The organism is Methylobacterium sp. AC690 (assembly GCF_979256535.1).
The window spans coordinates 1-24,610 of sequence record NZ_CEEDOX010000016.1; the positions used below are offsets into that span (position 1 = coordinate 1).

Annotated in this window: 22 protein-coding genes and 1 tRNA gene; 15 read left to right on the forward strand and 8 right to left on the reverse strand. The window is 68.6% G+C overall.

Annotated features, from left to right (window positions below):
- A partial coding sequence (locus AC0IY1_RS18460) for a hypothetical protein (protein WP_471771438.1) occupies positions 1-189 on the forward strand: 189 nt, incomplete at its 5' end.
- Between the two features lie 242 nt (positions 190-431).
- Positions 432-2,492, forward strand: coding sequence for a M23 family metallopeptidase (locus AC0IY1_RS18465; RefSeq protein WP_471771439.1), 2,061 nt, complete (start codon positions 432-434; stop codon positions 2,490-2,492).
- Positions 2,493-2,552: 60 nt separating this feature from the next.
- Here the strand turns inward: AC0IY1_RS18465 and gluQRS are convergent, their stop codons facing one another.
- Genes gluQRS through AC0IY1_RS18480 form a run of 3 tightly spaced genes read right to left on the reverse strand, consistent with a single transcriptional unit; the run spans position 2,553 to position 5,900 of the window.
- The gene (gluQRS, locus tag AC0IY1_RS18470) at positions 2,553-3,461 is read right to left on the reverse strand and encodes a tRNA glutamyl-Q(34) synthetase GluQRS (protein WP_055956765.1); all 909 of its coding nucleotides are present in this window, start codon (positions 3,459-3,461) and stop codon (positions 2,553-2,555) included.
- Between the two features lie 28 nt (positions 3,462-3,489).
- Positions 3,490-3,771, reverse strand: coding sequence for a hypothetical protein (locus AC0IY1_RS18475; RefSeq protein WP_055956768.1), 282 nt, complete (start codon positions 3,769-3,771; stop codon positions 3,490-3,492).
- Between the two features lie 38 nt (positions 3,772-3,809).
- Positions 3,810-5,900, reverse strand: coding sequence for an ATP-binding protein (locus AC0IY1_RS18480; protein ID WP_055956771.1), 2,091 nt, complete (start codon positions 5,898-5,900; stop codon positions 3,810-3,812).
- Between the two features lie 221 nt (positions 5,901-6,121).
- On the opposite strand from AC0IY1_RS18480, the gene trpA reads away from it, so the two are divergent.
- The 4 genes from trpA (at position 6,122) to AC0IY1_RS18500 (ending at position 10,330) form a co-directional block, all read left to right on the forward strand.
- A complete protein-coding gene (gene trpA / locus AC0IY1_RS18485; protein ID WP_055956774.1) occupies positions 6,122-6,979 on the forward strand; it encodes a tryptophan synthase subunit alpha in 858 nt (285 codons plus the stop codon).
- A 62-nt stretch (positions 6,980-7,041) separates the two neighbouring features.
- Positions 7,042-7,950, forward strand: coding sequence for an acetyl-CoA carboxylase, carboxyltransferase subunit beta (accD, locus tag AC0IY1_RS18490; protein WP_055957143.1), 909 nt, complete (start codon positions 7,042-7,044; stop codon positions 7,948-7,950).
- A gap of 45 nt (positions 7,951-7,995) precedes the next feature.
- Complete coding sequence (locus AC0IY1_RS18495; RefSeq protein WP_055956777.1) at positions 7,996-9,321, forward strand: bifunctional folylpolyglutamate synthase/dihydrofolate synthase; 1,326 nt, start codon at positions 7,996-7,998, stop codon at positions 9,319-9,321.
- A 142-nt stretch (positions 9,322-9,463) separates the two neighbouring features.
- Positions 9,464-10,330: an outer membrane protein gene (locus AC0IY1_RS18500; RefSeq protein ID WP_471771442.1), complete on the forward strand. Its 867-nt coding sequence runs from the start codon at positions 9,464-9,466 to the stop codon at positions 10,328-10,330.
- 198 nt (positions 10,331-10,528) lie between these two features.
- Here the strand turns inward: AC0IY1_RS18500 and trxA are convergent, their stop codons facing one another.
- A complete protein-coding gene (gene trxA / locus AC0IY1_RS18505; protein WP_055956782.1) occupies positions 10,529-10,849 on the reverse strand; it encodes a thioredoxin in 321 nt (106 codons plus the stop codon).
- Positions 10,850-11,178: 329 nt separating this feature from the next.
- Between trxA and AC0IY1_RS18510 the strand changes: the two genes are divergently transcribed.
- Positions 11,179-12,462 carry a PQQ-dependent sugar dehydrogenase gene (locus AC0IY1_RS18510; protein WP_055956785.1) on the forward strand — a complete coding sequence of 428 codons (1,284 nt, stop codon included), beginning with the start codon at positions 11,179-11,181 and terminating at the stop codon, positions 12,460-12,462.
- Between the two features lie 42 nt (positions 12,463-12,504).
- Here the strand turns inward: AC0IY1_RS18510 and AC0IY1_RS18515 are convergent, their stop codons facing one another.
- The 4 genes from AC0IY1_RS18515 to rpmB form a co-directional block, all read right to left on the reverse strand.
- Positions 12,505-13,068: a TetR/AcrR family transcriptional regulator gene (locus tag AC0IY1_RS18515; RefSeq protein WP_055956787.1), complete on the reverse strand. Its 564-nt coding sequence runs from the start codon at positions 13,066-13,068 to the stop codon at positions 12,505-12,507.
- 10 nt (positions 13,069-13,078) lie between these two features.
- On the reverse strand, positions 13,079-13,552 hold the full coding sequence (locus tag AC0IY1_RS18520) for a nuclear transport factor 2 family protein (RefSeq protein ID WP_055956790.1): 474 nt from the start codon (positions 13,550-13,552) through the stop codon (positions 13,079-13,081).
- Between the two features lie 72 nt (positions 13,553-13,624).
- Positions 13,625-14,554, reverse strand: a complete 930-nt coding sequence (locus tag AC0IY1_RS18525; protein WP_055956793.1) for an AEC family transporter — start codon at positions 14,552-14,554, stop codon at positions 13,625-13,627.
- Positions 14,555-14,690: 136 nt separating this feature from the next.
- Positions 14,691-14,996: a 50S ribosomal protein L28 gene (rpmB, locus tag AC0IY1_RS18530; protein ID WP_055956796.1), complete on the reverse strand. Its 306-nt coding sequence runs from the start codon at positions 14,994-14,996 to the stop codon at positions 14,691-14,693.
- Positions 14,997-15,325: 329 nt separating this feature from the next.
- On the opposite strand from rpmB, the gene AC0IY1_RS18535 reads away from it, so the two are divergent.
- The 8 genes from AC0IY1_RS18535 to AC0IY1_RS18570 all read left to right on the forward strand — a co-directional run bounded on the left by AC0IY1_RS18535 (position 15,326) and on the right by AC0IY1_RS18570 (position 24,174).
- A complete protein-coding gene (locus tag AC0IY1_RS18535; RefSeq protein WP_082513205.1) occupies positions 15,326-16,243 on the forward strand; it encodes a DUF3108 domain-containing protein in 918 nt (305 codons plus the stop codon).
- 410 nt (positions 16,244-16,653) lie between these two features.
- Entirely contained in the window at positions 16,654-20,064 is a 3,411-nt protein-coding gene (locus AC0IY1_RS18540) for a helicase-related protein (protein ID WP_055956799.1), read from the forward strand.
- 6 nt (positions 20,065-20,070) lie between these two features.
- Entirely contained in the window at positions 20,071-20,346 is a 276-nt protein-coding gene (locus AC0IY1_RS18545; protein ID WP_471771446.1) for an RNA-binding S4 domain-containing protein, read from the forward strand.
- Positions 20,347-20,580: 234 nt separating this feature from the next.
- On the forward strand, positions 20,581-20,919 hold the full coding sequence (fdxA, locus tag AC0IY1_RS18550; protein ID WP_055956805.1) for a ferredoxin FdxA: 339 nt from the start codon (positions 20,581-20,583) through the stop codon (positions 20,917-20,919).
- Positions 20,920-21,355: 436 nt separating this feature from the next.
- A complete protein-coding gene (locus tag AC0IY1_RS18555; RefSeq protein WP_055956809.1) occupies positions 21,356-21,946 on the forward strand; it encodes a CarD family transcriptional regulator in 591 nt (196 codons plus the stop codon).
- A gap of 254 nt (positions 21,947-22,200) precedes the next feature.
- On the forward strand, positions 22,201-23,073 hold the full coding sequence (locus AC0IY1_RS18560) for an RNA polymerase factor sigma-32 (protein WP_055956812.1): 873 nt from the start codon (positions 22,201-22,203) through the stop codon (positions 23,071-23,073).
- Positions 23,074-23,280: 207 nt separating this feature from the next.
- Positions 23,281-24,000 carry a 4'-phosphopantetheinyl transferase family protein gene (locus AC0IY1_RS18565; protein WP_162242088.1) on the forward strand — a complete coding sequence of 240 codons (720 nt, stop codon included), beginning with the start codon at positions 23,281-23,283 and terminating at the stop codon, positions 23,998-24,000.
- A 97-nt stretch (positions 24,001-24,097) separates the two neighbouring features.
- Positions 24,098-24,174: transfer RNA gene (locus AC0IY1_RS18570), tRNA-Pro, on the forward strand.
- Positions 24,175-24,610: the final 436 nt, after the last annotated feature.

Below are 24,610 nucleotides of genomic sequence, written 5' to 3' on the forward strand. Positions count from 1 at the left end.
ATCCCCTTCACAGAGGATCCGCAAGAGCCAAATCGCCGCCCACGCTTCTCTTTCTCAGATTCACTTGTCAAAGAACAACATACACACAAACAAAACAGCAAAGCCCGCCCAGAATACCAGGCCAAACCCCGCCAAATCGTCAGGAGATGCAAAAGCAAGCCGCCAACCCCGTTGGCCGCCCGCCGATGAACCGGGGTATACGGATCATGCCCCAACCCGTCAACCGCCGGAAACGAAAAAAATTCACCGCGGACGGCGCGCGGAAAACTTTGCTGCGAGTGTCACGTGCGCCCTCCCCTCCTGCGGTGACGCGCGCGCCGAAACGTGCCTCAATCTCGACATGCTGGGCCACGACATCGGTGGCTGGCCGCTGGGCGGCGCCGTGCGCGGGAAACCTGCGCGGGCGGTTGTCAGAGAACAGGAACCTCATCGTGAAGCGCGGCCGTCTGAAGATCGGGGAGCGGGACGGCCCAGCGGAGGGACGCGTCCCGGGGCGTTCGCCGAACGGCAGTCTTCCGGCCCTCGACCTTCTCGGGCCCGATGCGGCGCGGATCGACCGGCGTGACGTCAACCTGCGCTGGCTCTGTGCCAGCGCGCTCACGGGCCTGACCGGTGCGGCCCTGATCGGTGCGGCGATCCATGTCTCGCTGCAGAGCGAGGCCTCCTTCGCGGCGATTCCGGAACGGGCCTCGACCGCGGTCCGGCCCGCTCTCAGCGACGGCACGGCCAATGTCGCCCGCAAGAGCGACCGGCTGGTCCGAAATCTGATGATCGCCTCGGCCAAGCAGAGCTTCCGCTCGCCCGTGACGGTGCGGCTGGGTGACCGCGAGATCATCAAGGTGCGTCCCTTCATGCGCGTCTCGACCGCACTGTCGATGACGACGGGCGTGTTCGCGACCGAGATGCCGCGCTTCGATCCCATGAAGCTCAGCACGGACGAACCCCTGGAGCGCGCGCCCGAGCCGGGCCTGGCGGATGCGCCAGGCGCCGAGGTCTCCGTAATCAAGCGCGATCTCGCCGGCATCGACGTCGAGCCCGGCGCCCCTGCCCTGTCCGACGACGACGTGGCGGCGCAGATCGAGGAGGAGCGCCGCCTCTCGGTCGAGGCGGGCCGCCGCGCCGCGATCCCGATCGCGCCCCAGATCATGCTGTCGCGGACCCTGCAGCAGGGAATGGCGGGGTCGCGCTTCGATCCGGCGTCGCGCCTCGGCGACGAGGGCTCGCCCTTCAAATCCATCGACGTTCTGGTGGTGCCCGAGAACGTCACCAGCCTGGCCAAGAGCGGTGTCGGGGCCGAGCCGCCTCTCGTCGAGGAGCGCGACCTCGCCCTCAAGCGCGGCGAGACGCTGGAGGCCGCCCTCAAGAACACGGCCCGCGCCAGCGACGAACAGATTCGCGGTATCGTGGCCGCCCTCGGCGGGCGCACACGGACGGCAGACCTCTCCGAAGGTCAGCAGTTCCGGGTCCAGGTCGCGCCAGGGCCGCGGCCCGGCGATCCGCGTCAGGTCACCCGCGTGGTGCTCTACGGCGAGAGCGGCATCGAGGGGATCGCGGCGATCAACGATCGCGGCACCTTCGTCTCCGTCGCGCCGCCGACCGAAGACGCTCCCTCGCGGACGGCACCGGCCGTGGCGGACGCCTCCGAGGACGGCGAGGAGGAGGGAGGCACGGGTCCGCGCCTGTATCAGAGCCTCTACGAGACGGCGGCCCGGCACGACCTGCCCCGCGGTGCCGTCGACGACCTGGTCAAGATCTTCGGCTACGACGTGGATTTCCAGCGCCGGATCTCGCAGGGCGACAGCCTCGACGTCTTCTATACCTTCGACGACGAGGGTGCGCAGGGCTCCACCGAGCGACCGGAACTGCTCTACGCCTCGCTCAATCTCGGTGGCGAGGCCCGCAAGGTCTTCCGCTTCCAGTCCCCCGACGACGGAACGATCGACTACCTCGACGAGCAGGGCCGATCGCTCAAGAAGTTCCTCATCCGCAAGCCCATCGCCGACGGCATCATGCGCTCGGGCTTCGGCTATCGGCGCCACCCGGTCCTCGGCTACGCGAAGCTGCATACCGGCGTCGACTGGGCGAACCCGATCGGCACGCCCATCGTGGCGGCCGGCAACGCGACGGTGCTGAAGGCGGATTGGGATTCCGGCTACGGCCGCCGGGTGGAACTGCAGCACATCAACGGCTACGTCACGACCTACAATCACATGTCCCGCTTCGCCCGCGGCGTCACCGCCGGCGCCAAGGTGCGCCAAGGCCAGGTGATCGGCTATGTCGGCTCGACCGGCCTCTCCACCGGCGCCCACCTCCACTACGAGGTCATCATCAACGGGCACTTCGTCGACCCGATGAAGATCCGCGTCCCTCGCGGGCGCGAACTCGACGGGCGGATGCTCGCGGAATTCACCCGCCAACGCGAGCAGATCGAGGGCACGATGCAGAAGTCGCGCACGGCCTCCGCCATGGCCCAGCGCGACGCGATGCGCTGATTCGCGCCCCTGCGTTCGGGTTCTCGATGCCGGCTGCGTCCCTGGGCTGATCGCCGTCGTTCAGGCGAATCCGAGGCGGGTCCGTATGTCCGCCGGGCTCTCGCCGGACGCGCGCAGGTCGGCGAGGGATTGCGAGCCGCGGGATTTCGCGAGCTTCTCGCCCGAAGCGTCCAGCAGCAGATCATGGTGATGGTAGCGCGGCGACGGCGCCTCGATCAGGGCCTGCAGAAGGACGTGCAGGTCGGTGCTGGCGCGCAGGTCCGCGCCGCGGACCACGTGGCTGATGCCCTGGAGGGCATCGTCCATCACGACGGCGAGGTGATAGCTCGTCGGCACGTCGCGACGGGCGATGACCGGATCCCCCCAGCGCGCTGGATCGGCAGCCTCGTCCCATTCGGTCCCGATTTTGCGGACAGGCCCCCTCCCCTCCCCCGCCGCGACGGCGAAGGCGCGCACCCTGTGCGGGCCGGGTGCCGCGGCCAGGGCCCTGGCCGTATCGAGCCGCCAGGTATGCGGTTCTCCGGCGGCCCGTCGCGCATCGGCGACGCCCCTGGGCAGGGCCCGGCAGGTGCCCGGATAGAGCGGCGCTCCATCGGGGTCGCGGTTCAACGCCGTGCCGCCGTCGGCAGACCCGGCCTCCGCCGCCGCGGCGATCACGCCGCGCGAGCAGAAGCATGGATAAGCCAGGCCGCGCTGGGCCAAGGCGGAGACCTGACGCCGGTAGGCGTCGAAATGCTCGGATTGGCGGCGCTCCGGGGACGCGAACCGCAAGCCCAACCAGGCGAGGTCGTCGCGGAGCCCCTGGATCAGTTCGGGGCGCGACCGGACCGGATCGATATCCTCGATCCGCAGCAGCAAGCGGCCGCCGGTCCCCCGCGCGAGGGCGTCGTTCAGGAGGGCGCAGGCCGCATGTCCGAGATGCAGGCGGCCGTTCGGGCTGGGGGCGAAGCGGAATATCGGGGCCTTCACCGACGGACCCCTTCCGACCGTCGTTCGATCAGCCGCCGACGCGGCGAAGGCAACTCTGTTCCTTCGCCACGCAGGCGATCCCCGGGAGGGAGCAATGGATGCCCCCCTCGACGCGCTGGCAGACGCGACAGCCGTCGCCCCACTCGGCGCAGGCCGTGTCCTCGCTCGGCGCGACGCTTGCCTTGGGGTGCGACGGCGCCGGTATGGCGGCTCCGATCAGCACCGTCGCGGCCGTGAGGGCGACCACGCCCCAGGCGACGCGGCGGTCATGGTTGCGCGTCGGCGCATCGGAAATCAGGTCATCGGCCATGGCGCGGTGTTCGCGCGGGAGAACCGGCGTGTCAACGCTCATGCGGCCGCCGCACGACGGGCCAGCAAGTCCGGTAGGGCCTGCAGATCCAGGGGCTTGGCGAGAAAATGATCGAAGCCGGCCGCTCGGGCCTCACGCTCGTCGTCGCGGCCCGCATTGGCGGTGAGCGCGACGAGCCGGAGGGCGGACGCGTGCACTCCGCTCTCGCCGGCCCGAATCCGTCGCGCGGTCTCGAGCCCGTCGAGGCCGGGCATGCGGATGTCCAGGAGGGCGAGGTCGAAGGGCACCGCGTCGGACGCCTCGCGGATGCGGGCGAGCGCTTCCTCCCCGTCCCGCGCCAGGACGACGATCGCTCCGAGGCGCTCCAGGGCCTTGGTCGCCAGCAGGGCGTTGATCGGGTTGTCCTCGGCCAGGAGCACGCGCGGTCCGGTGGCGATCGGGGTGCGCGGCGTCTCCGGCTCCGGGCGAAGAAGATCCGGATGCCGAATCGCCTCCAACGGCGCCGGGCGCTCGCTGCGGGGAGAGGACGGCGCGAGCAGGCGATCGAACAGCGAACGGGCGCGTACCGGCTTCACGAGGTAGCTGTCGAACCCGGACGCGGCTGGCGCGCCGAAATCGCGTCGATCGAAGGGTGAGAGCAGCACCAGGCAGCAGCGCACGCCGTGACGCCGCGCCTCCCCGGAGAGGCTTCGCACGGCGGCGTCCCCGAGCGTGCGATCCGCCAGCAGGGCGTCGAAGGCTGCCCCCGGCAACGCCGCGAGCCCCGCCGCGAGGTCCGGCACCACCAGGGCGGAGGCCCCGGACCGCGTCAGCCGGCGCGCGAGGTAGGGCGCCTGGAACGGCGAAGCCGCAACGATAAGGACTCTACGCCCAGCGAGGCCGGGCGGGCGCTCCCGCTCCGCCTCGGCGATGCCGAGCGGGAGGGCGACGGTGAAGGTGCTGCCCGTGCCGAGGCGCGACGTCGCCGCGACATGGCCACCCATTCGGGTGACGAGGCGGCGCGTGATGGCGAGGCCGAGCCCGGTTCCCTCGTGCCGGCGGCTCGCACTGTCGTCGCCTTGCTCGAATTCCTCGAACAGGCGCGGGATGCGATCTTCCGGGATGCCCGGACCCGTATCCGAGATGGCGATGCGCAGATGACCGTCACCGTGGGTCAGTTCGACCCCGACGCCACCGGTCCCCGTGAACTTGATGGCGTTGCCGGCGAGGTTCACGAGGATCTGCCGGACCCGGTCCGCGTCACCGATCACGAAACGCGGGACATCGTCGGCGACATCGACCGCGATCTCGATCCCCTTGTCCTGGGCCCGGGGCGCCAGCAATTCCACGACGCCCTCGGCGATCTCGGCCGGATCGAAGGGCTCGGCGGCGAGGTCGAGGCGCCCGGCCTCGATCCGCGAGAAGTCGAGGATGCCGTCGATCAGGGTCAGCAACGCCTTGCCCGAGGTGCCGATGGCCTCGACGTAGGTGCGCTGCTCCGGATCGAGCCCGGTCTCGAGGACGAGGTCGGCCATGCCGAGAATCCCGTTCAGCGGCGTGCGGAACTCGTGGCTCACGGTGGCGAGGAAGCGCGACTTGGCGACGTTGGCCGCCTCGGCCCGGTTGAGAGCCTCGTCCAGGGAGCGGGCGGATTCGACCCGCTCGGTGATGTCGGCACCGGCGCGCAGCCACTGGGTTTCGCCGTTGCTGCCCGGCACCGGCATCTCGATGAAGGCGTACCAGCGTGGCGTCCCCGAAGCCGGGGCGAGCCGCATCTCGATCCGGCGGACGCCGTTCGCCTGCCGCACGATCTCACCGGTCTCCAGCACCTCCGGCTGGCGGGCCGTGCCGAGAAGCGACAGGGGCGCGGCTCCGACGAGGCGGCCGAAGCCCTCGTTGGCGAAGGTGATCCGGCCCTGGGAATCCTGCTGGACGATGATCTCCGTCGTGGCTTCCACCAGGGCCCGGTAGCGCTCCTCGCTCTCCGAGAGGCGCCAGATCCGGTCCTCCAGCTGCTCGGTGCGCGCCCCCTCCTTCCCCATAAGCTGGAGGCCGACCATGGGCTGACGGGTGCGCGCGCGCAGGAGCCAGCCTGCCAGGAACGCGAGGCCGGCCGGGAGGACGACGAGGACGATGTCGGGCAGAGTCATGCGGCCAGCCCCTGGCGGGTCGGGACCCCGCTGGGCTTCGACCATGCCGCCCGAGGTTGAAGGCCGGCTTTCGAAAGGCTGTTAAAGGTTCGTTGCCGGACACCCCTGGGATTGACGCGACGTGCCGCACGCTTCACGGGCCGGTCGCGATGGTGTAGGCGCGGCGGCTTGATCCCGGGCCGCGCCCCCGGCGGCTCCGAGGAACGCGAGACGTGAGTGTCATGACGGCTACGAGTTCGGCAAATCCCGGTCAGGCGCGGATCGCCGCCACCTTCGCGCGCTGCCGCGCCGAGAAGCGCGCGGCGCTGGTCACCTACGTCATGGCCGGCGACCCGGATGCCGAGACCTCCCTGAAGGTGCTGCAGGCCCTGCCGGCCTCGGGAGCCGACATCGTCGAGTTCGGACTGCCCTTCACCGATCCCATGGCCGACGGTCCGGCGATCCAGGCGGCGGGCCTGCGCGCGCTCAGGCACGGACAGGGCGTGGTGCGGACTCTCGACCTCGTCCGGCGCTTCCGCGAAGGCAATGCCGAGACGCCGGTGATCCTCATGGGATACTACAACCCCATCCATGCCTACGGTGTCGCGCGCTTCCTGGACGATGCCCTCGCGGCCGGCATCGATGGCCTGATCATCGTCGACCTTCCGCCGGAGGAGGACGACGAGCTCTGCCTGCCGACGCTCGACAAGGGCTTGGCCTTTATCCGGCTCGCCACACCGACCACCGACGAGAAGCGCCTCCCGGCCGTCCTCGCGAACACGGCAGGCTTCGTCTACTACGTCTCGATCACGGGTATCACCGGAACGGCCAAGCCGAACTTCGACCGGGTTGCCGAAGCCGTGGGCCGGATCCGCCGCCACACCGACCTGCCGATCGTGGTGGGCTTCGGTGTGCGCACCGGCGCGGATGCCGCCGCGATCGCCCGCGGCGCCGACGGAGTGGTGGTCGGCTCGGCCCTGGTCGATGCCATGCGGGCGACCCTCGACGCAGAGGGCGCGTCGCAGGGCGGGACGGTCGAGGCCGTCAGCGCCCTAGTGCGCGAGTTGGCCGAGGGCGTTCGCTCCTCGCCCCGCGCCTGACGCAATTTGCAGAGACCTTCCGGCTCGCTCGCTTCGAACCCGCACAAGGACGCCGTCGCATGATGGTTGAACCGATGAACTGGATCTCGGAGGTTGTTCGCCCCAAGATCAAGACCCTGTTCAAGCGCGAGACCCCGGAGAACCTCTGGGTCAAATGTCCCGACACGGGCCAGATGGTCTTCCACAAGGAGGTGGAGAGCAACCATTGGGTCATCCCGGGTTCCGAGCACCATCTGAAGATGAGCGCCCAGGCGCGCCTCAAGATGATGTTCGACGAGGGCACCTGGATCGACGTTCCCCTGCCGGAGGTCGCCGCGGACCCCCTCAAGTTCCGCGACGAGAAGCGCTACGTCGATCGGCTGAAGGACGCCCGGGCCAAGACCGGAATGGCCGACGCCTTCAAGGTCGGCTTCGGCCGGGTCTCCGGCCTGCCGATGACGCTGGCGGTGCAGGATTTCGCCTTCATGGCCGGATCGCTCGGCATGGCGGCCGGCGAAGCCTTCGTGCGCGGCGCCGAGACGGCGCTCGACAAGCGGACCCCCTACGTCCTGTTCTCCGCCTCCGGCGGCGCCCGCATGCAGGAGGGCATTCTCTCGCTGATGCAGATGCCCCGCACCACCGTGGCGGTGCGCCGGCTCAACGCGGCCAAGCTCCCGTACATCGTCGTGCTCTCCAATCCGACGACCGGCGGCGTCACCGCCTCCTACGCCATGCTGGGCGACGTCCATCTCGCCGAGCCCGGTGCGCTGATCTGCTTTGCCGGCCCCCGCGTCATCGAGCAGACGATCCGCGAAAAGCTGCCCGACGGATTCCAGCGCGCGGAATACCTGCGCGACCACGGCATGGTCGATCAGGTCGTGCACCGGCACGCCCTCAAGGACACGATCGCCAACCTGTGCGGTCTCCTTATGAACCAGGAGCCCGGAGCACAGCCGACCCGGACGGCCGCTCCGGTCCCGGAGCCCGCCTGAGGCGCCACACCCCGCCCCCTCCCCTTCGCGACACAACGTTCGATCATGGATTCCTCCGACGCGCTGATGGCGCGCTTCCTCGCCCTCCACCCGCGCACGATCGACCTGTCGCTCGGGCGGATCGAGCGCCTGCTTGCCCGGCTCGGACATCCCGAGCGCAAGCTTCCGCCGGTGATCCACGTCGCCGGGACCAACGGGAAGGGCTCGACCATCGCCTTCATGCGGGCGATCCTCGAGGCGGCGGGGCTGGCGGCCCACGTCTACACCTCGCCCCATCTCGTGCGCTTCCATGAGCGCATCCGCATCGGCGCGATTGGCGGCGGGCACTTCGTGCCCGAGGACCAGCTCGCCGATGCCTTCGCCCGCTGCGAGGCCGCCAACGAGGGCGAGCCGATCACGGTGTTCGAGATCACGACGGCCGCCGCCCTGTTGCTGTTCTCCGAGCAGCCCGCGGACGTGTTGCTCCTGGAGGTCGGCCTCGGCGGCCGGGTGGACGCCACGAACGTGATCGACAATCCCGCAGCCGCGGTGGTGACGCCGATCGGGCGCGACCACGCGGAATACCTCGGCGACACCGTCGAGGCCGTGGCCACGGAGAAGGCCGGGATCTTCAAGAAGGGCTGCCCGGCGATCATCGCCGCACAGGACTACGCCGAGGCCGATTCGGTGCTCTGCCGCCTCGCCGAGGCCGCCGGGGCCACGCCGATCCGCGTCGGGAACCAGGACTTCTCGGTGCATGCCGAGCGCGGGCGTCTCGTCTATCAGGACGATCTCGACCTGTTCGACCTGCCGAAGCCGCGCTTGAACGGCCGGCATCAGTTCACCAACGCGAGCACGGCGATCGCGGCCCTACGCGCGGCCGGCTTCGGCGATATCGGCACCGCGGCCATCGAGGCCGGTCTCAACACCGTCGAGTGGCCCGGGCGCCTGCAGCGCTTGAACCGCGGGCGCCTGTCCGACCTCGTGCCGCAGGGCGCCGAGCTCTGGCTCGACGGCGGCCACAACATCGACGGCGGGCGCATCCTGGCCGCCGCCATGGCGGATCTCGGCGAGCGCTCGGACGTGCCGCTGGTCCTCATCGTCGGGCTGCTGGGCACCAAGGACGCGGAAGGCTTCCTGCGCAATTTCATCGGTCTGGCGCGGGTGCTCATCGCGGTTCCGATCGCCGGGCAGATGGCGGCCAGACCCGCGGACGAGGTCGCAAGCATCGCGACGGATGTCGGTCTGAACGCGCAGACGGCGCCGAGCGTGGAGGCCGCGCTCGAGAGCTTGGCCGATATCGCGTTCGAGCAGCCGCCACGCATCCTCATCTGCGGTTCGCTCTACTTGGTGGGTGCTGTCCTCACGGCGAACGGGACTCCTCCCATCTGATTTCTCCCATCTGATTTTCCTTCACTTTTCGGGGTTCGATCACGACCACGTCAGCTCTGCTGTGTGACCCTGGCGCTACATCTTGGCTGTGGAAACTGCAGTAGGTTCTCCATCGATCGGGCATATCGCTGGGGATCAAATAATGAAAAAGCTTCTTACGTCTTTCGCGGCCTTCACGGCCCTCACTGCAGCTGCCTCGGCCGCTGACCTTCCGCGTCGCGCTGCGCCGCCGGTGTTCGTGCCGGTGCCGGTGTTCACCTGGACCGGCTTCTACGCCGGTTTCAACGCTGGTTACGGCTTCGACGCCTCCAGCAACAACCAGGCGACCGTCATCGGCGTCAACGGCGCCAGCACCCTGGTCCTGCCGGGCACCACCGCTGTGGTCGCTTTCGGCAACGGTCAGAGCAACGACGGCTTCGTCGGCGGCGGCCAGGTCGGCTACAACTACCAGTTCACCCCGGGCTCGGGCGTGGTCGTCGGTATCGAAGCCGACGCCCAGTACGTCGACTTCGGTCGTGAGCGGAACCGCTTCTCGGCCACCGGCCCGCTGGCCGCCCAGCAGGTCTTCAACCCGGCCGGCATCTCGGGCCTCGACTACTTCGGCACCGTCCGTGGTCGTCTCGGCTACGCCTTCGACCGCGTTCTGTTCTACGGCACCGGCGGCTTCGCCTACGGTTCGGGCGGCGGCCGCGACTTCGGTCTGCCGAACCGCAGCCGTGACGACTTCCAGACCGGCTGGGCCGCTGGCGGTGGTATCGAGTACGCGCTCCCCACCGACTCGTTCCTGAACTTCTTCCGCTCTTCGGCCGTCACGCTGAAGGTCGAAGGTCTGTACGTGAACCTCGACCAGGGCAACCGCAACAACGGCGCCTTCGCCATCAACAACGCCGGCGCCGTCATCACCACCGCCAGCCCGGGCGTCGTCCTGGTCAGCGGCGGCACCCAGGTGCGCAACACCGAGTTCGCCGTCGTCCGCGCCGGCCTGAACTACAAGTTCGGCTCGTACTAAGCCGACATTACGGGTCTCGAAACGGAGAAGCCCGGCCGCCAGGCCGGGCTTCTTCCGTTTGGTGCCTCATGCGGCAAGGCGCGAACGCACATGCAGGCGGAATCTCCGCCCACGAAAAAGCCCGGCATCACGCCGGGCTTTTTCCTTCTCAGACCCAAACCGAGACCGCCGTGTCGGCGACCTCGCAAGCCGGGTGACTCAGGCGCTGGCCTGGATCCAGCGGGACAGATCGCCCTTGGGCGCTGCGCCGACCTTCTGGCTCGCGAGCTGGCCGTCCTTGAAGATCAGCAGCGTGGGGATCGACCGGATGCCGTACTGGGCGGCGATTCCCGGGTTCTCGTCGACGTTGACCTTCGCGATCTTCACCTTGCCCTGGAGATCGGCCGAGATCTCCTCGAGAGCCGGGCCGATCTGGCGGCAGGGACCGCACCACTCGGCCCAGAAATCCACTACGACCGGCTCCGCGGACTGGAGAACGTCCTGCTCGAAGCTCGCGTCGGTCACTTTCACCGTCGCCATGGGGAAACTTCCTTTCCGGTACCGCGCCTGCGGAACCACCTCTTCGCCGTCATCGCACCGCGAGACTGTGCGCTGTCGACCAGACTTGGCGATGCCATGGGGAACGGTCAAGGCATCCTGCACCGTAAGCGGGGCTGACCTCCCTCCGGAACAAGCATTGTCCACGGCCCCTCGCCGGTCCCGCTCGGGTGATCCCCATTGACCCAACCCTCGTCAAAGCGTGTCCGTCGCCCCATGTCCCTCTCGTCCCTGCCCCGGCGGGCCGCTCGGCCGGCCGACGGGGCTCGATCCGAAGCCGGTCCCGCGACCGGCATGGAGGAACACCCGACGTGAAGCGCACCCCCTATCGCCTGCTCGCCACCGCAGCCCTCCTCAGCCTCGGCACGGCCGTCCATGCGCAGGAATCGGCAGGGACCGAACCCAGGCAGCCCCGGGTGGGCGGCGATGCCTTCGCGGCCCCCACGAGCGCAGCCGCCGGCAACAGCCCGGCGGAGACGGAAGCGCCGAACGCGCCTTACAAACCGCTCCTGCCGAACCAGACTCGGGCTCCGAAGCCCGAAGTCGCCACGCAGGTGAAGACTGAGGTGGTGGCCAAGGGCCTCGACAGTCCCTGGGCGATGGAGTTCCTGCCGGACGGCCGGATGCTCGTGACCGAGAAGGCCGGCAAGCTGCGGATCGTCGCCAAGGACGGGACGCCCGGTCCGGCGATTCCGGGGGTGCCAAAGGTCGACGCACGGGGTCAGGGCGGTCTGCTCGATGTCGCCCTCAGCCCGAGCTTCCCGGCGGACCGGCGAATCTATCTCAGCTATTCGGAGCCGCGCGAGAAGGGCAACGGCACCAGCGTGCTCCGTGCCAAGCTGATCGAAGAGAACGGCGTCGCTCGGCTCGACGAGGTCAAGGTGATCTTCCGACAGATGCCCACCTATGACGGCGACAAGCATTTCGGTTCACGCCTCGTGTTCGCGCCCGACGGCAAGCTGTTCGTCACGGTGGGCGAGCGCTCCGACAAGGTCACCCGCGTCCAGGCGCAGGATCTCACCAGCGGCCTCGGCAAGGTGTTCCGCATCGACACCGACGGGAATGCGCCCAAGGATAACCCGTTCTCGGGCGGCGAGAAGGCCAAGCCCGAGATCTGGTCCTACGGACACCGGAACGTCCAGGCGGCCGCCCTCGACCCGCAGGGCCGGCTCTGGACCGCCGAGCACGGCCCGAAGGGCGGCGATGAACTCAACCGGCCCCGCCCGGGCGTCAATTACGGCTGGCCCGAGGTCACCTACGGCCTGGAATACAGCGGCGAGAAGATCGGCGAGGGCAAGACCCAGGCGGGCGGAACCGCACAGCCGGTCTATTACTGGGACCCGGTGATCGGGCCTTCGGGAATGGCCCTCTACACCGGCGACGCCTTCCCGGCCTGGAAGGATGCCTTCCTCATCGGTGGACTCGTCAGCGAGGGCATCGTCGCGGTGAAGCTCGACGGCGACAAGGTCGTGACCGAGGAGCGCATTCCCCTGCAGGCCCGCATCCGGGACGTTCGGGTCGGCAGCGACGGTGCGGTCTATGCCGTGACCGAGGGCGCGGACGGCAAGATCCTGAAACTGACCCCCGGCAACTGATCCGCAATCCCGGCCGGCGGCCCGACAGCAGGGCCGCCGGATTCAGGGATCGGGGATCAGGCGCCGCCGCAGACGCTCCAGGGTTCGACCGAAGGCCGCGGGCTCGTCCAGGGCCCGCGCCAGGACGAGCCCCCCCTGGATCGCCGCGACGGCCTCCTCGGCGAGGTCAGCCGCTGCCTCCGGGCCGTGACCGACCTGCCTCAGGGCAATGGCCAGGGCGGTACGCCAGGCCACGAAGTATCCGGCGATGCGCGCAGCGAATCGATCGCGTCCCTCGGTGAGGGCGAAGGCGCCGACGAGGCAGGCCCGTCCGCCGGAGCGAAAATAGGCGTCGGTTTCCGACAGCATCCGGGTGATCCCCGCACGGGGATCGGCCTCCTCCCGAAGCGGCGCGTAGATCCGGGTCTCGAACCACGCTGCGATCGCCGTGAGCACAGCCTCCGCCATCTCCGCCTTGCCCCCCGGGAAGGCGTGATAGAGGCTTCCCTTGCCGAGGCCGGTGCGTGCGCCGAGGAGCGCGAGACTGGCGCCCTCGTAGCCGTGCTCCCGGAAGACCTCGGACAGGATCGGAATGGCTGCGGTCCGAGCGCCCGCACCCTGTCCCACGTCGAGTCTCCTAGAGGCCGAGCTCGGTCAGGCCCGGATGATCCTCCGGACGCGGCGCGGCGCGGTTCCACCGAAACCTGCGCTCGGATTCAGTGATGATGAGATCATTGATGCTGGCATGGCGCTCGCGCATCAGTCCGTTCGCGTCGAAGGCCCAATTCTCGTTGCCGTAGGCGCGAAACCACTGCCCGGATGCATCGTGGAATTCGTAGGCGAACCGCACCGCGATCCGATCATCGCCGTGTGCCCAGATCTCCTTGATCAGACGATAATCCAGTTCGCGAGCCCACTTGCGCTGCAGGAAGGCCACGATGGCGGGCCGACCGGCGAAGAACTCGGCCCGGTTCCGCCAGCGGCTGTCCGGCGTGTAGGCCAGCGCGACCTTCTCGGGGTCACACCCATTCCAACCATTCTCGGCGGCCCGCACCTTCTGGATCGCGGTCTCCCGAGTGAAGGGCGGCAGTGGCGGACGCGATTCGGACATGGCGGCATTTCCCTAATTCACGCTGGGCGCTGCAGCGTCTGTACCGATCGGTACAAACGCCCATCCGGATCGTCAAGCGTGTCCGAGGATCGTGAGCCAGACGATGGTGGTGACGATCGCCAGCAGGGTCGAGAGCATCACTGCGGCGGCGACCACCCCGGTCTCGGTCTTGTAGCGCGAGGCCAGCAGATAGGCATTGATCCCCACGGGCATGGCCGCGAACAGGGTCGCCACGCCGGCATAGGCCGGCGGCATGGTGAAGACGTGGAAGGCCAGGACCCAGACCGCGAGGGGATGGATCACGAGCTTCAGGCCAGTGATCACCATGGCACTGGGCAGGTCGTGCAGGACCCGGTAGCGGACGAGCCCGGCTCCGAGAGCGATGAGCGCGCAGGTCGAGGCTGTCCCCGCCAGGGCATCGACCAGGGACTTGACCACACCGGTGGGGGCGAGCCCGAGCCCTTTGAGGGTGAGGCCGGCGATGAGCGCCAGGAAGATGGGGTTGCGCAGGAGAACCAGCGCCAGTCCGCGCAGGCGCCTGAGGATCGACGCCTGCCCATCCGCCTCGATCAGGAAGGTGGCACAGCCCATCATCAGCGGCAGATGCACCGCCAGCAGCATGAAGAGCGGGAAGGCCCCCTCCTCGCCATAGGCCTGGAGGATCATGGGCACGCCGATGAAGACGGTGTTCGATTGGCTGGCGGCGAAGCCGTGCAGGATCGCACCGCGCCGCTCCACGCCCTCGCGGCGCAGGCTGAGAAGCGAGCCGATCAGCCAGGACAGCCCGGCGCCACCGAAGTAGCTGAACCAGTAGGACGGCGTGATCTCGCCGGTGAGACCCGGGCGCGTCAGCGTCGCCAGGATGAGGGCCGGGACGGCGATGGAGAAGACGTATTCCGAGAGGCCGTCGCTGACCTTGTCGGACAGGAAGCCAGCCAGGGCCGCGATCCAGCCGACCAGGATCAGCCCGAAGATCGGGGTAACGAGCGACAGGACGGTCATCGACGGCGGACCGGTGCTCCAACGCGAACGGTCGCCGTACGCGCTGAGCGTGCGGCGACCGTTCGGGAACCTGGACGAAGGCGTTGCGGGGGAACGGCGGCGGTACGTACCGGAGCGATTCGGTCCCGCGGAGGCCTCAGGCGGCGGCGGGGGTCTCGACCTCGGCGAGCTTCTTGTGAAGCTCGCGCTTGAGGAGGCGGGCCGTCTGCGACAGCTCGATCTCGCGGGCCTTGATCAGGAACGCGTCGAGGCCACCGCGGTGCTCGACCGAGCGCAGGGCGTGCGCGGTGACGCGCAGGCGGACCCGGCGCTTCAGCGCGTCCGACTGCAGCGTGACCTGGCACAGGTTCGGCAGGAACCGGCACTTGGTCTTGCGGTTCGAGTGGCTCACGAGGTGGCCGGTCTGCACGGCTTTGCCCGTGAGTTCGCAACGGCGCGACATTGTTCTATTTCCCGTCTCGTTCCGCGTGTCCGACAGGCTGGCGGGAAACCAGAACCGCGTCGCGGCAAACGGCTTCTCGCACGCCAGGCCCGGTGGAGCGGCGTTCTCATTGAAGGCGCGAGCCTATAGGGGACTGTGCCCCGTGGCGTCAAGGTCCGAGGTGATCTTTCGCGCCGTTTCGCGGGCCGGCGGACCAGTGGCAGGCAAGGGGCAGGCAAGCCTGACTGTTCGGCTCCCAACGATGTGTTAACCATGAGGACGGACGATGCCGGCGAGATGTCTCCGGCCCGTTCGACCGGAGATCGACAGCCAACCCCGAGTCCCCAGACATGTGCGGCACCCGCAAGCGCCCCGCCCCGCTCTCCCTCCTCGGCGCCAGCCTGCTGACGCTCGCGGCCCTGCTGACCGCGCCTTCGGCGGAGGCACGTTCCAAGACGGCCCGGACGGCCTCCAAGACGGCTGCCGCCGTCACCGTGGACTACGACATCGCCCTGGCCGGCCTCACCATCGGCAACGCGCAGGTGGCCGGCGCCTTCGAAGGGTCCGGCTATCGGATGGATGTCTCGGCGCGCCTCACGGGCCTCGCCGGCGTGGTCACGGGCGGCATGGGCTCCGCCCGCGCCAGCGGTGCCATCGCGGCAGCGCCGCAGCCCAGCACCTTCGCGATCGCCACCAAGACCACCAATTCCGGCATCGCCGTGCGCATGGCCCTGGCGCGCGGCACCGTCACTCAGGCGGAGATCACCCCGCCCCTCATCGACATGGGCGATCGGGTGCCGATCACGCCCGCCAACAAGCGCGGCGTCATCGATCCCGCGAGCGCCCTGATGATGCCCGTGCAGGGCCGCGCCGACCCCATGGACCCGGCCAACTGCAACCGGACCCTGCCGATCTTCGACGGCGCGACCCGATTCGACGTCGTGCTGAGCTACGGCGAGACCCGTAGCGTGGCCAAGCCCGGCTACAGCGGTCCCGTCCTCGTCTGCAACGCACGCTACACGCCGATCGCGGGCCACCGTCCGGACCGGCCGGGCGTGAAGTTCATGGAAGACAATCGCGAAATGTCGGTCTGGCTCGCGCCGGTCGAGGGCACCCGCGTGCTGCTGCCGGTGCGCATCGCGGTCCGGACCACCGTGGGCACCAACATCATCGAGGCGACGCGCTGGACCCAGACCGGCGGACAGCAGGGCAGCACCACCGCATCGGCGCCGGGCACCCCCGTCACGCAGGCCAGCTTGGCCCAGTGAGACCCTTCGCACGCACGCGAATCACCCGCCCCTGCGCGCTGGCCGCTCTGATCGTCCTCACGGGCGGTGCGGCCAGGGCCCAGTCGAGCCTCTCCACGGGCCCGGATTGTGGCGGCGACGCCTATTCGTCGGCCCAGGTGATCGAGAACCGTCCACCCCGCCGCGGCCCCCTCACGGCGGTGCCCGACACCCTCTGCGCCGATGTCGCACCGCAGGGGGGCCAGCCCCCCGTGGAGATCGGAATTTACCCGAGCCTCGGCGTACCCGGCATGCCGCCGCGGGATGGCAGGCGGGGCTATGGCGACCCATATGAGGCGCAGCCGCCACGGCAGCGCCGACCCTGACGGCGCCGCGGCGGTCTCCCCCGTTCCTGAGCCTGCCGGCCTCGCCGAAGGGACCGCCCCCACCTCATGATCCGCCCTTCCCTCTCCCCGCAGGCCCGCGCACGCGGCGTCACGGCGGTGCTCGGGCCGACCAATACCGGCAAGACCCATCTGGCCATCGAGCGCATGCTCGCCCATCCGACGGGCATGATCGGCCTGCCCCTCCGGCTGCTCGCGCGGGAGGTCTACCTGCGCGTCGTCGCGAAGGTCGGGGTCGACAAGGTCGCCCTCGTCACCGGCGAGGAGAAGATCAAGCCGGACCGGCCGCGCTACTGGATCTCCACCATCGAGGCGATGCCGCGCGACCTCGACGTCGCCTTCGTGGCGATCGACGAGATTCAGCTCGCCGCCGACATGGACCGCGGCCATGTCTTCACGGATCGCCTGCTGCACCAGCGTGGGCGCGAAGAGACCCTGCTCATCGGCTCCTCGACCATGCTGCCCCTGGTGCAGTCGTTGATTCCCGGCGTCCACACCACGACGCGGCCGCGCCTGTCGCAACTCACCTTCGCGGGCGAGAAGAAGCTCGGTCGCCTGCCCCGACGCTCGGCCATTGTCGCCTTCTCGGCCGAGGAGGTCTACGCGATCGCGGAGCTGATCCGGCGCCAGCGCGGCGGCGCGGCGGTGGTGCTCGGCGCACTCTCGCCCAGGACCCGCAACGCGCAGGTGGAGCTCTACCAGTCCGGCGACGTCGATTACCTCATCGCCACCGACGCAGTCGGCATGGGCCTTAACCTCGACGTGGACCACGTCGCCTTCGCGGCGAACTGGAAATACGACGGCACTCGCTTCCGCAAGCTGACCCCGCCCGAGATGGGGCAGATCGCCGGCCGCGCCGGGCGCCACCTGTCGGACGGTACCTTCGGCTCCACCGGCCGGTGCGCGCCCTTCGAGCCCGAGATGATCGAGGCGCTGGAGACCCACGACTTCGAGCCCCTGCGCGTCCTGCAATGGCGTAATCCCGACCTCGACTTCTCCTCCCTGAAGTCGCTGCAGGAAAGTCTGGACGAACACCCGCGGGAGAAGGGCCTGACCCGCGCTCCCATGGGCGAGGACCAGTCCGCTCTCGAAATTCTGATGCGCGAGGACGATATCCGCGACCTCGCGAACCGGCCGGCCCATGTCCGCCGGCTCTGGGACGTCTGCGGCGTGCCGGACTACCGCAAGGTGCATCCGCAGACCCATGCCGACCTCGTCGCCCAGCTCTACCGCTTCCTCATGCGCGGGATGGCGGGGCGCATCCCCGACGACTGGTTCGCGAAGCACGTCGCCATGATCGACCGCACCGACGGCGACATCGACGCGCTCTCCCAGCGCATCGCGCAGGGGCGGACTTGGACCTTCGTGGCGAACCGTCCGGACTGGCTGATTGATCCGGTGCATTGGCAGGGCGAGACGCGTCGGGTAGAGGACAGGTTGTCCGACGCCCTGCACGAACGCCTCGCGAGCCGTTTCGTCGATCGGCGCACCAGCGTCCTGATGCGGCGCCTGAGAGAGAATACGATGTTGGAAGCTGAGATCACCGCCGGCGGGGACGTCACCGTCGAGGGCCAGCATGTCGGCCATCTGCATGGCTTCCAGTTCGTTCCGGATCCCGGTGCGGAAGGACATGAGGCCAAGACCCTGCGCTCCGCGGCCGAAAAGGCCCTGGGTGGCGAGATCGAGGCCCGCGCCGAGCGGTTCTCGTCGGCTGCCGACGCCTCCCTGGTGCTGAGCCATGACGGCGTCATCCGCTGGACGGGCGACCCGGTCGCCAAGCTGACGCCCGGCGACAAGCTGTTCGAGCCGCATGTCCGCCTGCTGGCCGACGAGCAGTTGACCGGCCCGGCGCGCGACAAGGTCGAAGCCCGGCTCGTTGCCTGGCTCAAAGCCTACGTGGTGCGCCTCCTCGGGCCGCTCATGGAGATCGAGACCGCGGCGGACCTCACCGGTCTGGCCAAGGGCATCGGCTTCCAGGTGGTGGAAGCCCTGGGCGTGCTGGAGCGCGCCAAAGTGATGCAGGAGATGCGCACCCTCGATCAGGAAGGCCGCGGCGCGTTGCGCCGTCACGGTGTCCGCTTCGGCGCCTACCACATCTTCCTGCCGGCCTTGTTGAAGCCCGCGCCCCGCACCCTCGCGGCCCAGCTCTGGGCCCTGAAAAACGGCGGCCTCGACCAGCGCGGCCTCGACGAGATTGCCCATCTGGCGAGCTCCGGCCGCACCTCGATCAAGGTCGATCCCGAGATCGCCAAGGGTCTGTACCGCGCCGCCGGCTTCCGGGTCTGCGGCGAGCGCGCCGTGCGCGTCGACATCCTCGAGCGTCTCGCCGACCTGATCCGGCCGGCCATCGCCTATCGCCCCGGCACCACGCCGGGCGAGGCTCCGGTAGGCACCGCCGACGGAGACGCCTTCGTGGCGACGGTGGGCATGACCTCCCTGGTCGGCTGCTCCGGCGAGGATTTCGCCTCGATCCTCAAATCCCTCGGTTACGCCTCGGAGACGCGCCCGGGCCCGGCGATCACCGTGCCGCTGCTCCCGGCGGCACCAACCCAGCCCATCGTGCCCGCCGCTGCGGGCACCGACCCCACCATTTCCGAGACGGCGGCCGACGCCGATCCGGCGACCGCCGAGAATGCCCCGGCCGAGACCGCAGGCGAGACGGCACCCGACAGCGTGACCGACACGGCTCCGGCCGACGCGAGCGCGGCATCCGCCGAGATGATTGAGCCGGCGCTCGCGCCGGGTTCGACTGAGGATTCCGTCGCCGCCGGTGCACCCGAGGAAGCCGTCGAGGACAGCGCCACGCCGGCGAACTTGCTCGAGGAGAGCTCCGCCCAGGAAAGTGCGGTCGACTCTGCCGAGGAGACCGCACCACAGCCCGTCGCCGACGCTGCAGCCGTCGCCGAGGCGACGGAGCATCCGCCGGAGGAGGCCGTAGCTGCTCAGCCGGAAGCGACCCCCACGGCGGTTTCGGCCGAGACCGCTGACGGCGAAACGCCGTCGGAAGCTCCTCCGGCCGAGGTCGCGACGGTCGAAGTCTGGCGGCTTCAGCGTCACCAGCGCCATGCCAACCCGCGCCAGAATCGTCCGCGCAGCCAGGGCCGTGACGGCGGCGCCCCGAATCGTGCCGCGGGCGAGGCACGCCCCGACCAACGCCGTCCGGGCGGTGGGAGCGGCGAGGGCCGTGACCGTCCGCGCGGTGGCCCGGCCGGCGACCGGCCCGAGGGCGGACGCCGCGGTGGTCCCGGCGAGGGACGTCCGGATGGGGGGCGGCCGCAGCGCCGCGAACGCTTCGAGCCAGGCCGTACGCGACCCGAGCGTCGAGACGAACCGCGGGCTGCGCCCCGGGACGAGCCACGTCCGCAGCGACGCGAGCGGGCTCCGGATCCGGATTCGCCGTTTGCCAAGCTCGCCGCGCTGAAGGCGCAACTCGAAGCCGGGAACGACCGCAAGCGCTGAGGTGGAATGAAGCCGGGACGTCAGCGGCTCGACAAATGGCTGTGGTTCGCGCGTTTCGCGCGGACCCGATCGCTGGCGGCACGCCTCGTCACCGACGGCTATGTCCGGGTGAATGGAAAGCGTGTCGACGCCTCCGCCACGGCCGTCGCCCTCGGAGATGTCGTGACGGTCGCGGCGGCGCACGTCACGGTGATCGCCCGAATCCTCGATCTCGGCGAGCGGCGGGGTCCGGCTCCGGAGGCCCAGCTGCTCTACGAAGTCGTGGGGGATGCTCCAGAATAGGCGGCCGACCCGTGTCACCCGCGCGACACCGGGTGAACGGTCGTGCAGGAGGTCCGCCAGCGCGCTTGTCAGTCCCACGGACAGGGTCTAGAGCCAGCGCGACTCACTCTTGCCCATGCGACCCGGCATCATCGCCACTCCACATTAAGGCATCCGTGCAACGATCTGCGCGAGCGACCATGCATCGGCATCGAGACGCTCCCGGCGCTGGCCGGATCAAGGACTGAAGGCCCCATGACCTACGTCGTCACCGACAACTGCATCAAGTGCAAGTACATGGACTGCGTCGAGGTCTGTCCGGTGGACTGCTTCTACGAAGGCGAGAACATGCTCGTCATCCACCCCGACGAGTGCATCGATTGTGGCGTCTGCGAGCCGGAATGCCCCGCCGAGGCGATCAAGCCTGACACCGAACCGAGCCTCGAGACCTGGCTCAAGGTGAACGCGGATTACGCGCGGACTTGGCCGAACATCACGCAGAAGAAGGACGCCCCCGCGGACGCCAAGACCTGGGACGGCGTCGCCGGTAAGTTCGAAGCGCACTTCTCAGCCAATCCCGGCACCGGCGACTGATCGCCGCGAAGTGCGTTCGGTGCGGCCTATCGCCGACACCGAGCCCTCCCGAAGCATTAACGAAGAGGCTGTGGAGGGCTGGCGAGCGTTCGCCATTCCCACGGCCCGGCGCCGGCAATCCTTTGATTCGTCGGCGGGTTTATGTTATTACAGATGCCTGCCGTCGTTCGTGCCCGACGTGCTGCCTCCAGCCAACACCGGATGGGTCTCACACTCAGCTGTGGACTGGGGGCGCATGCGATCGATCGCTGAAGGCTCAGCTGCTTTCGGCGAACGCTCTCTCGTTGTGCGATCATCGGCTTGCCCGGGAACCGGCAGGATGTGCGTCGCTGATGCAGATCCTTCGGACAAGGGGCTGGAGCCGGGTGACCCACCCCGGATTACAGGGTTCGGCGCGGCGTTCAAGGCCGCGCAATGTTCTGGAGGCGCTTCTCGCATGACCACAGCCAAGAAGACGACGGCAGGCCGCCAAGGCTTCAAGACCGGCGAAGCGGTCGTGTACCCAGCTCACGGTGTCGGTCGCATCACCGCCATCGAGGAGCAGGAGATCGCCGGCTACAAGCTTGAGCTGTTCGTGGTGTCCTTCGAGAAGGACAAGATGGTTCTGCGCGTCCCGACCGCCAAGGCCAACAGCGTCGGCATGCGCAAGCTCGCAGAGCCGGATCTCGTGAAGAAGGCTCTGGATCTGCTTACCGGCCGCGCCCGGATCAAGCGGACCATGTGGTCGCGCCGCGCGCAGGAATACGAGGCCAAGATCAATTCGGGCGACCTCCTGTCGGTGACCGAAGTGGTGCGCGACCTCTACCGCTCCGAGGCGCAGCCCGAGCAGTCCTACAGCGAGCGCCAGCTGTACGAGTCGGCCCTCGACCGGGTCGTGCGGGAAATCTCGTCGGTGAATCGCATCACTGAGACCGAAGCCCTGAAGCTCATCGAGCAGAGCCTTGCCAAGTCCCCGCGGCGCGCCAAGGGCGAGGCTGAGGTGGAAGGTGAAGCCGAAGGCGACGATCTGCAGGAAGAGGCGGCCTGATCGGCCGCTTCCAGCGTTCCGGATCATTCCGGAACCAACAGCTTTCAAAGCTCGGCGCCCGCGCGCCGGGCTTTTTTCTTGGCCCCATCCGCTCCGGGTTACGCGCTCACGAGACCGTGTGAAGCACCCTGGCCGCGGAACCATCCCACAGACCTCGTGTTGTCGCGTTGCCAGTCACAGGTCCACTATCCGGTTTCGATCGGCGGTGACGCCCTGTGGTCAGATGCACACGTTTCATCGAGGCGGAGGCGGGGATGGCGGATATCGCAGGGATACGGCGGCAATTCATACGCACGGCGATGGAGGCGCCCTTCCTTGCGCGGGATGAGGAACGCGGTCTCGCCGTGCGCTGGAAGGACGAGCGCGACGAACGTGCCCTGCACGGGCTGATCTCGGCGCATATGCGGCTCGTCATCGCCATTGCCGGACGCTTTCGTCACTACGGCTTGCCCATGGCCGACCTCGTCCAAGAGGGACATGTCGGCTTGATGGAGGCGGCGGCCCGCTTCGAGCCCGAGCGGGAAGTTCGCTTCTCCACTTACGCCACCTGGTGGATCCGAGCCTCCATCCAGGATTACATCCTGCGCAACTGGTCGATCGTTCGCGGTGGCACGAGTTCGGCCCAGAAGGCCTTGTTCTTCAACCTGCGTCGCCTGCGCGCCCGGCTGATGCAGTCGACCGAGGAGCACGTCGGCGACGAGATTCATCGCCGTATCGCCACGGCCATCGGTGTGTCTCGGGAAGATGTGGCCTTGATGGACGCCCGGCTGTCCGGCCCCGACATGTCCCTGAACGCGCCGGTGGGCGAGGAGAGCGAAGCCTCCTCCGAGCGCATGGATTTCTTGGTGGACGGCGCTGCCCTCCCGGATGAAACCGTCTCTGCGACGGTGGATGGTGAGCGCCGGCTGATCTGGCTCAACGAAGCCCTGACGGTTCTGTCGGAGCGTGAACTGCGCATCCTCAAGGAGCGCCGTCTCGCCGAGGACCAAGCAACCCTCGAGGCTCTTGGTCATCGCCTCGGCATCTCGAAGGAGCGCGTTCGTCAGATCGAGAACCGCGCGCTTGAGAAGCTGCGGCGTGCCCTGGCTGAGCGTTTTCCCCAGACGGGTGGTAACGTCTACGCCTGAGGAAACCACGGCGCGTTGAAGCGTCGACCCGCGCGACATGGGCTTTCGCGGGTGGTGGTGATGGGCGTACAGACCTCTCGGCGCCCGCCATATGGCGGGTCTGACAGGGGCTTTGTAGGCGTCAGGATGGATCGCCGCTTTCCGGAAGATTTGTCGTCCAGCCTCATGCCCGCTGCGACGCCTGCACCCCACCGCTGGGAGTGTGCTGTGCCTGGCGCCAACGCCGGCAATGCGGTCTGGCGCGTCGACCTGTCCCTCGGTACGGCCCTCCCGCCTGGACGGACCGCTTGGCTCTCGAACGAGGAGCGTGCTCGAGCTGACCGCTTCCTACGCGCCGAAGATCGTTCGCGCTTCATCGAAAGCCACGTCGCGCTTCGTTTGATCTTGGCGCGATACGGGGGCTGGCAGCCCCAGGATCTGATCTTCGGACAGGACGCTGGCGGAAAACCCGTTCTGGCAACCCATCAACGCGCAGGCCTGCACTTCAACCTGTCCCATTCGGGATCCCTTGCCCTGGTCGGCATCTCCTGCGCCGCTCCGATCGGTGTCGACGTAGAAGCGATCAGGCCGATTGACGATCCGCTCCCGATCGCGCGCGCCCACTTCCATCGCAACGAAGTCGAAGTTCTGACGCAGACGCCGAAGGCCCTCCGGAATCATGCGTTCTTTCGACTTTGGACGCGAAAGGAGGCCGTCGTGAAGGCACTGGGCACGGGCCTGATGCTCGCGCTTGACGGCTTCGACGTCAGCACCAGTGCCCCCTCGGCGCCGACCGTTGCCTGGGAGGGCGCGGACCCCGTGGGATGCGGGTGGTCGCTGTCCGATTTCGACCTCGGACCGGAGGCTGCCGGCGCCGTTGCCTTTCCGCTGCCCGGTCAGTCCTGCCACCGGTATCGCCTCCCGGAGGACTGGGGCCTTCAGGGCTGAGAACGGCACCGACTGACGATTTCCCGCAAGGAAGCGCTTGCGGCTCCGAGGAGGGCTCGCTATACGTCCGCTCGCCGGCCCACACAGCCGGCGTTGTCGGAGTGTAGCGCAGTCTGGTAGCGCACCACGTTCGGGACGTGGGGGTCGCAGGTTCAAATCCTGCCACTCCGACCAGCATCACCAAGACTTGGTCTTTTCCCGAGATCACTCAAATTTCGAGAACTTGTTCGTTCGCGCAGGACACGTCGGCCGAAGCGCTCGATTGTACGCCCAGCGACGTCGAGAGTTCAGGCGGGCGCCGGCTCTCACTCTGCGACGGTTCGATTCTTGGGTCGGCGTAAACGCCGCGTGCATGTCCAGTTGGACTGGCACGACCGCGCGCCGGGCCGGATGGGGATCATCTGCCGGACTCCGGCATCGCGCATACGGAAGATTCAGCTCTCCCTCGCATCCTTGGTGAGATCGGTCCTCGGCATTCTCACGATTCCGAGGCGAGCGTGATCGGCGAAGGGTGATCGGACAAGCGTGACGGATTTATCGGACGGATCCGTCACGCAACTGACGGTGGACGGTGACGCCGATCGCTTCGGACCCCGTGCGCACGGCATCG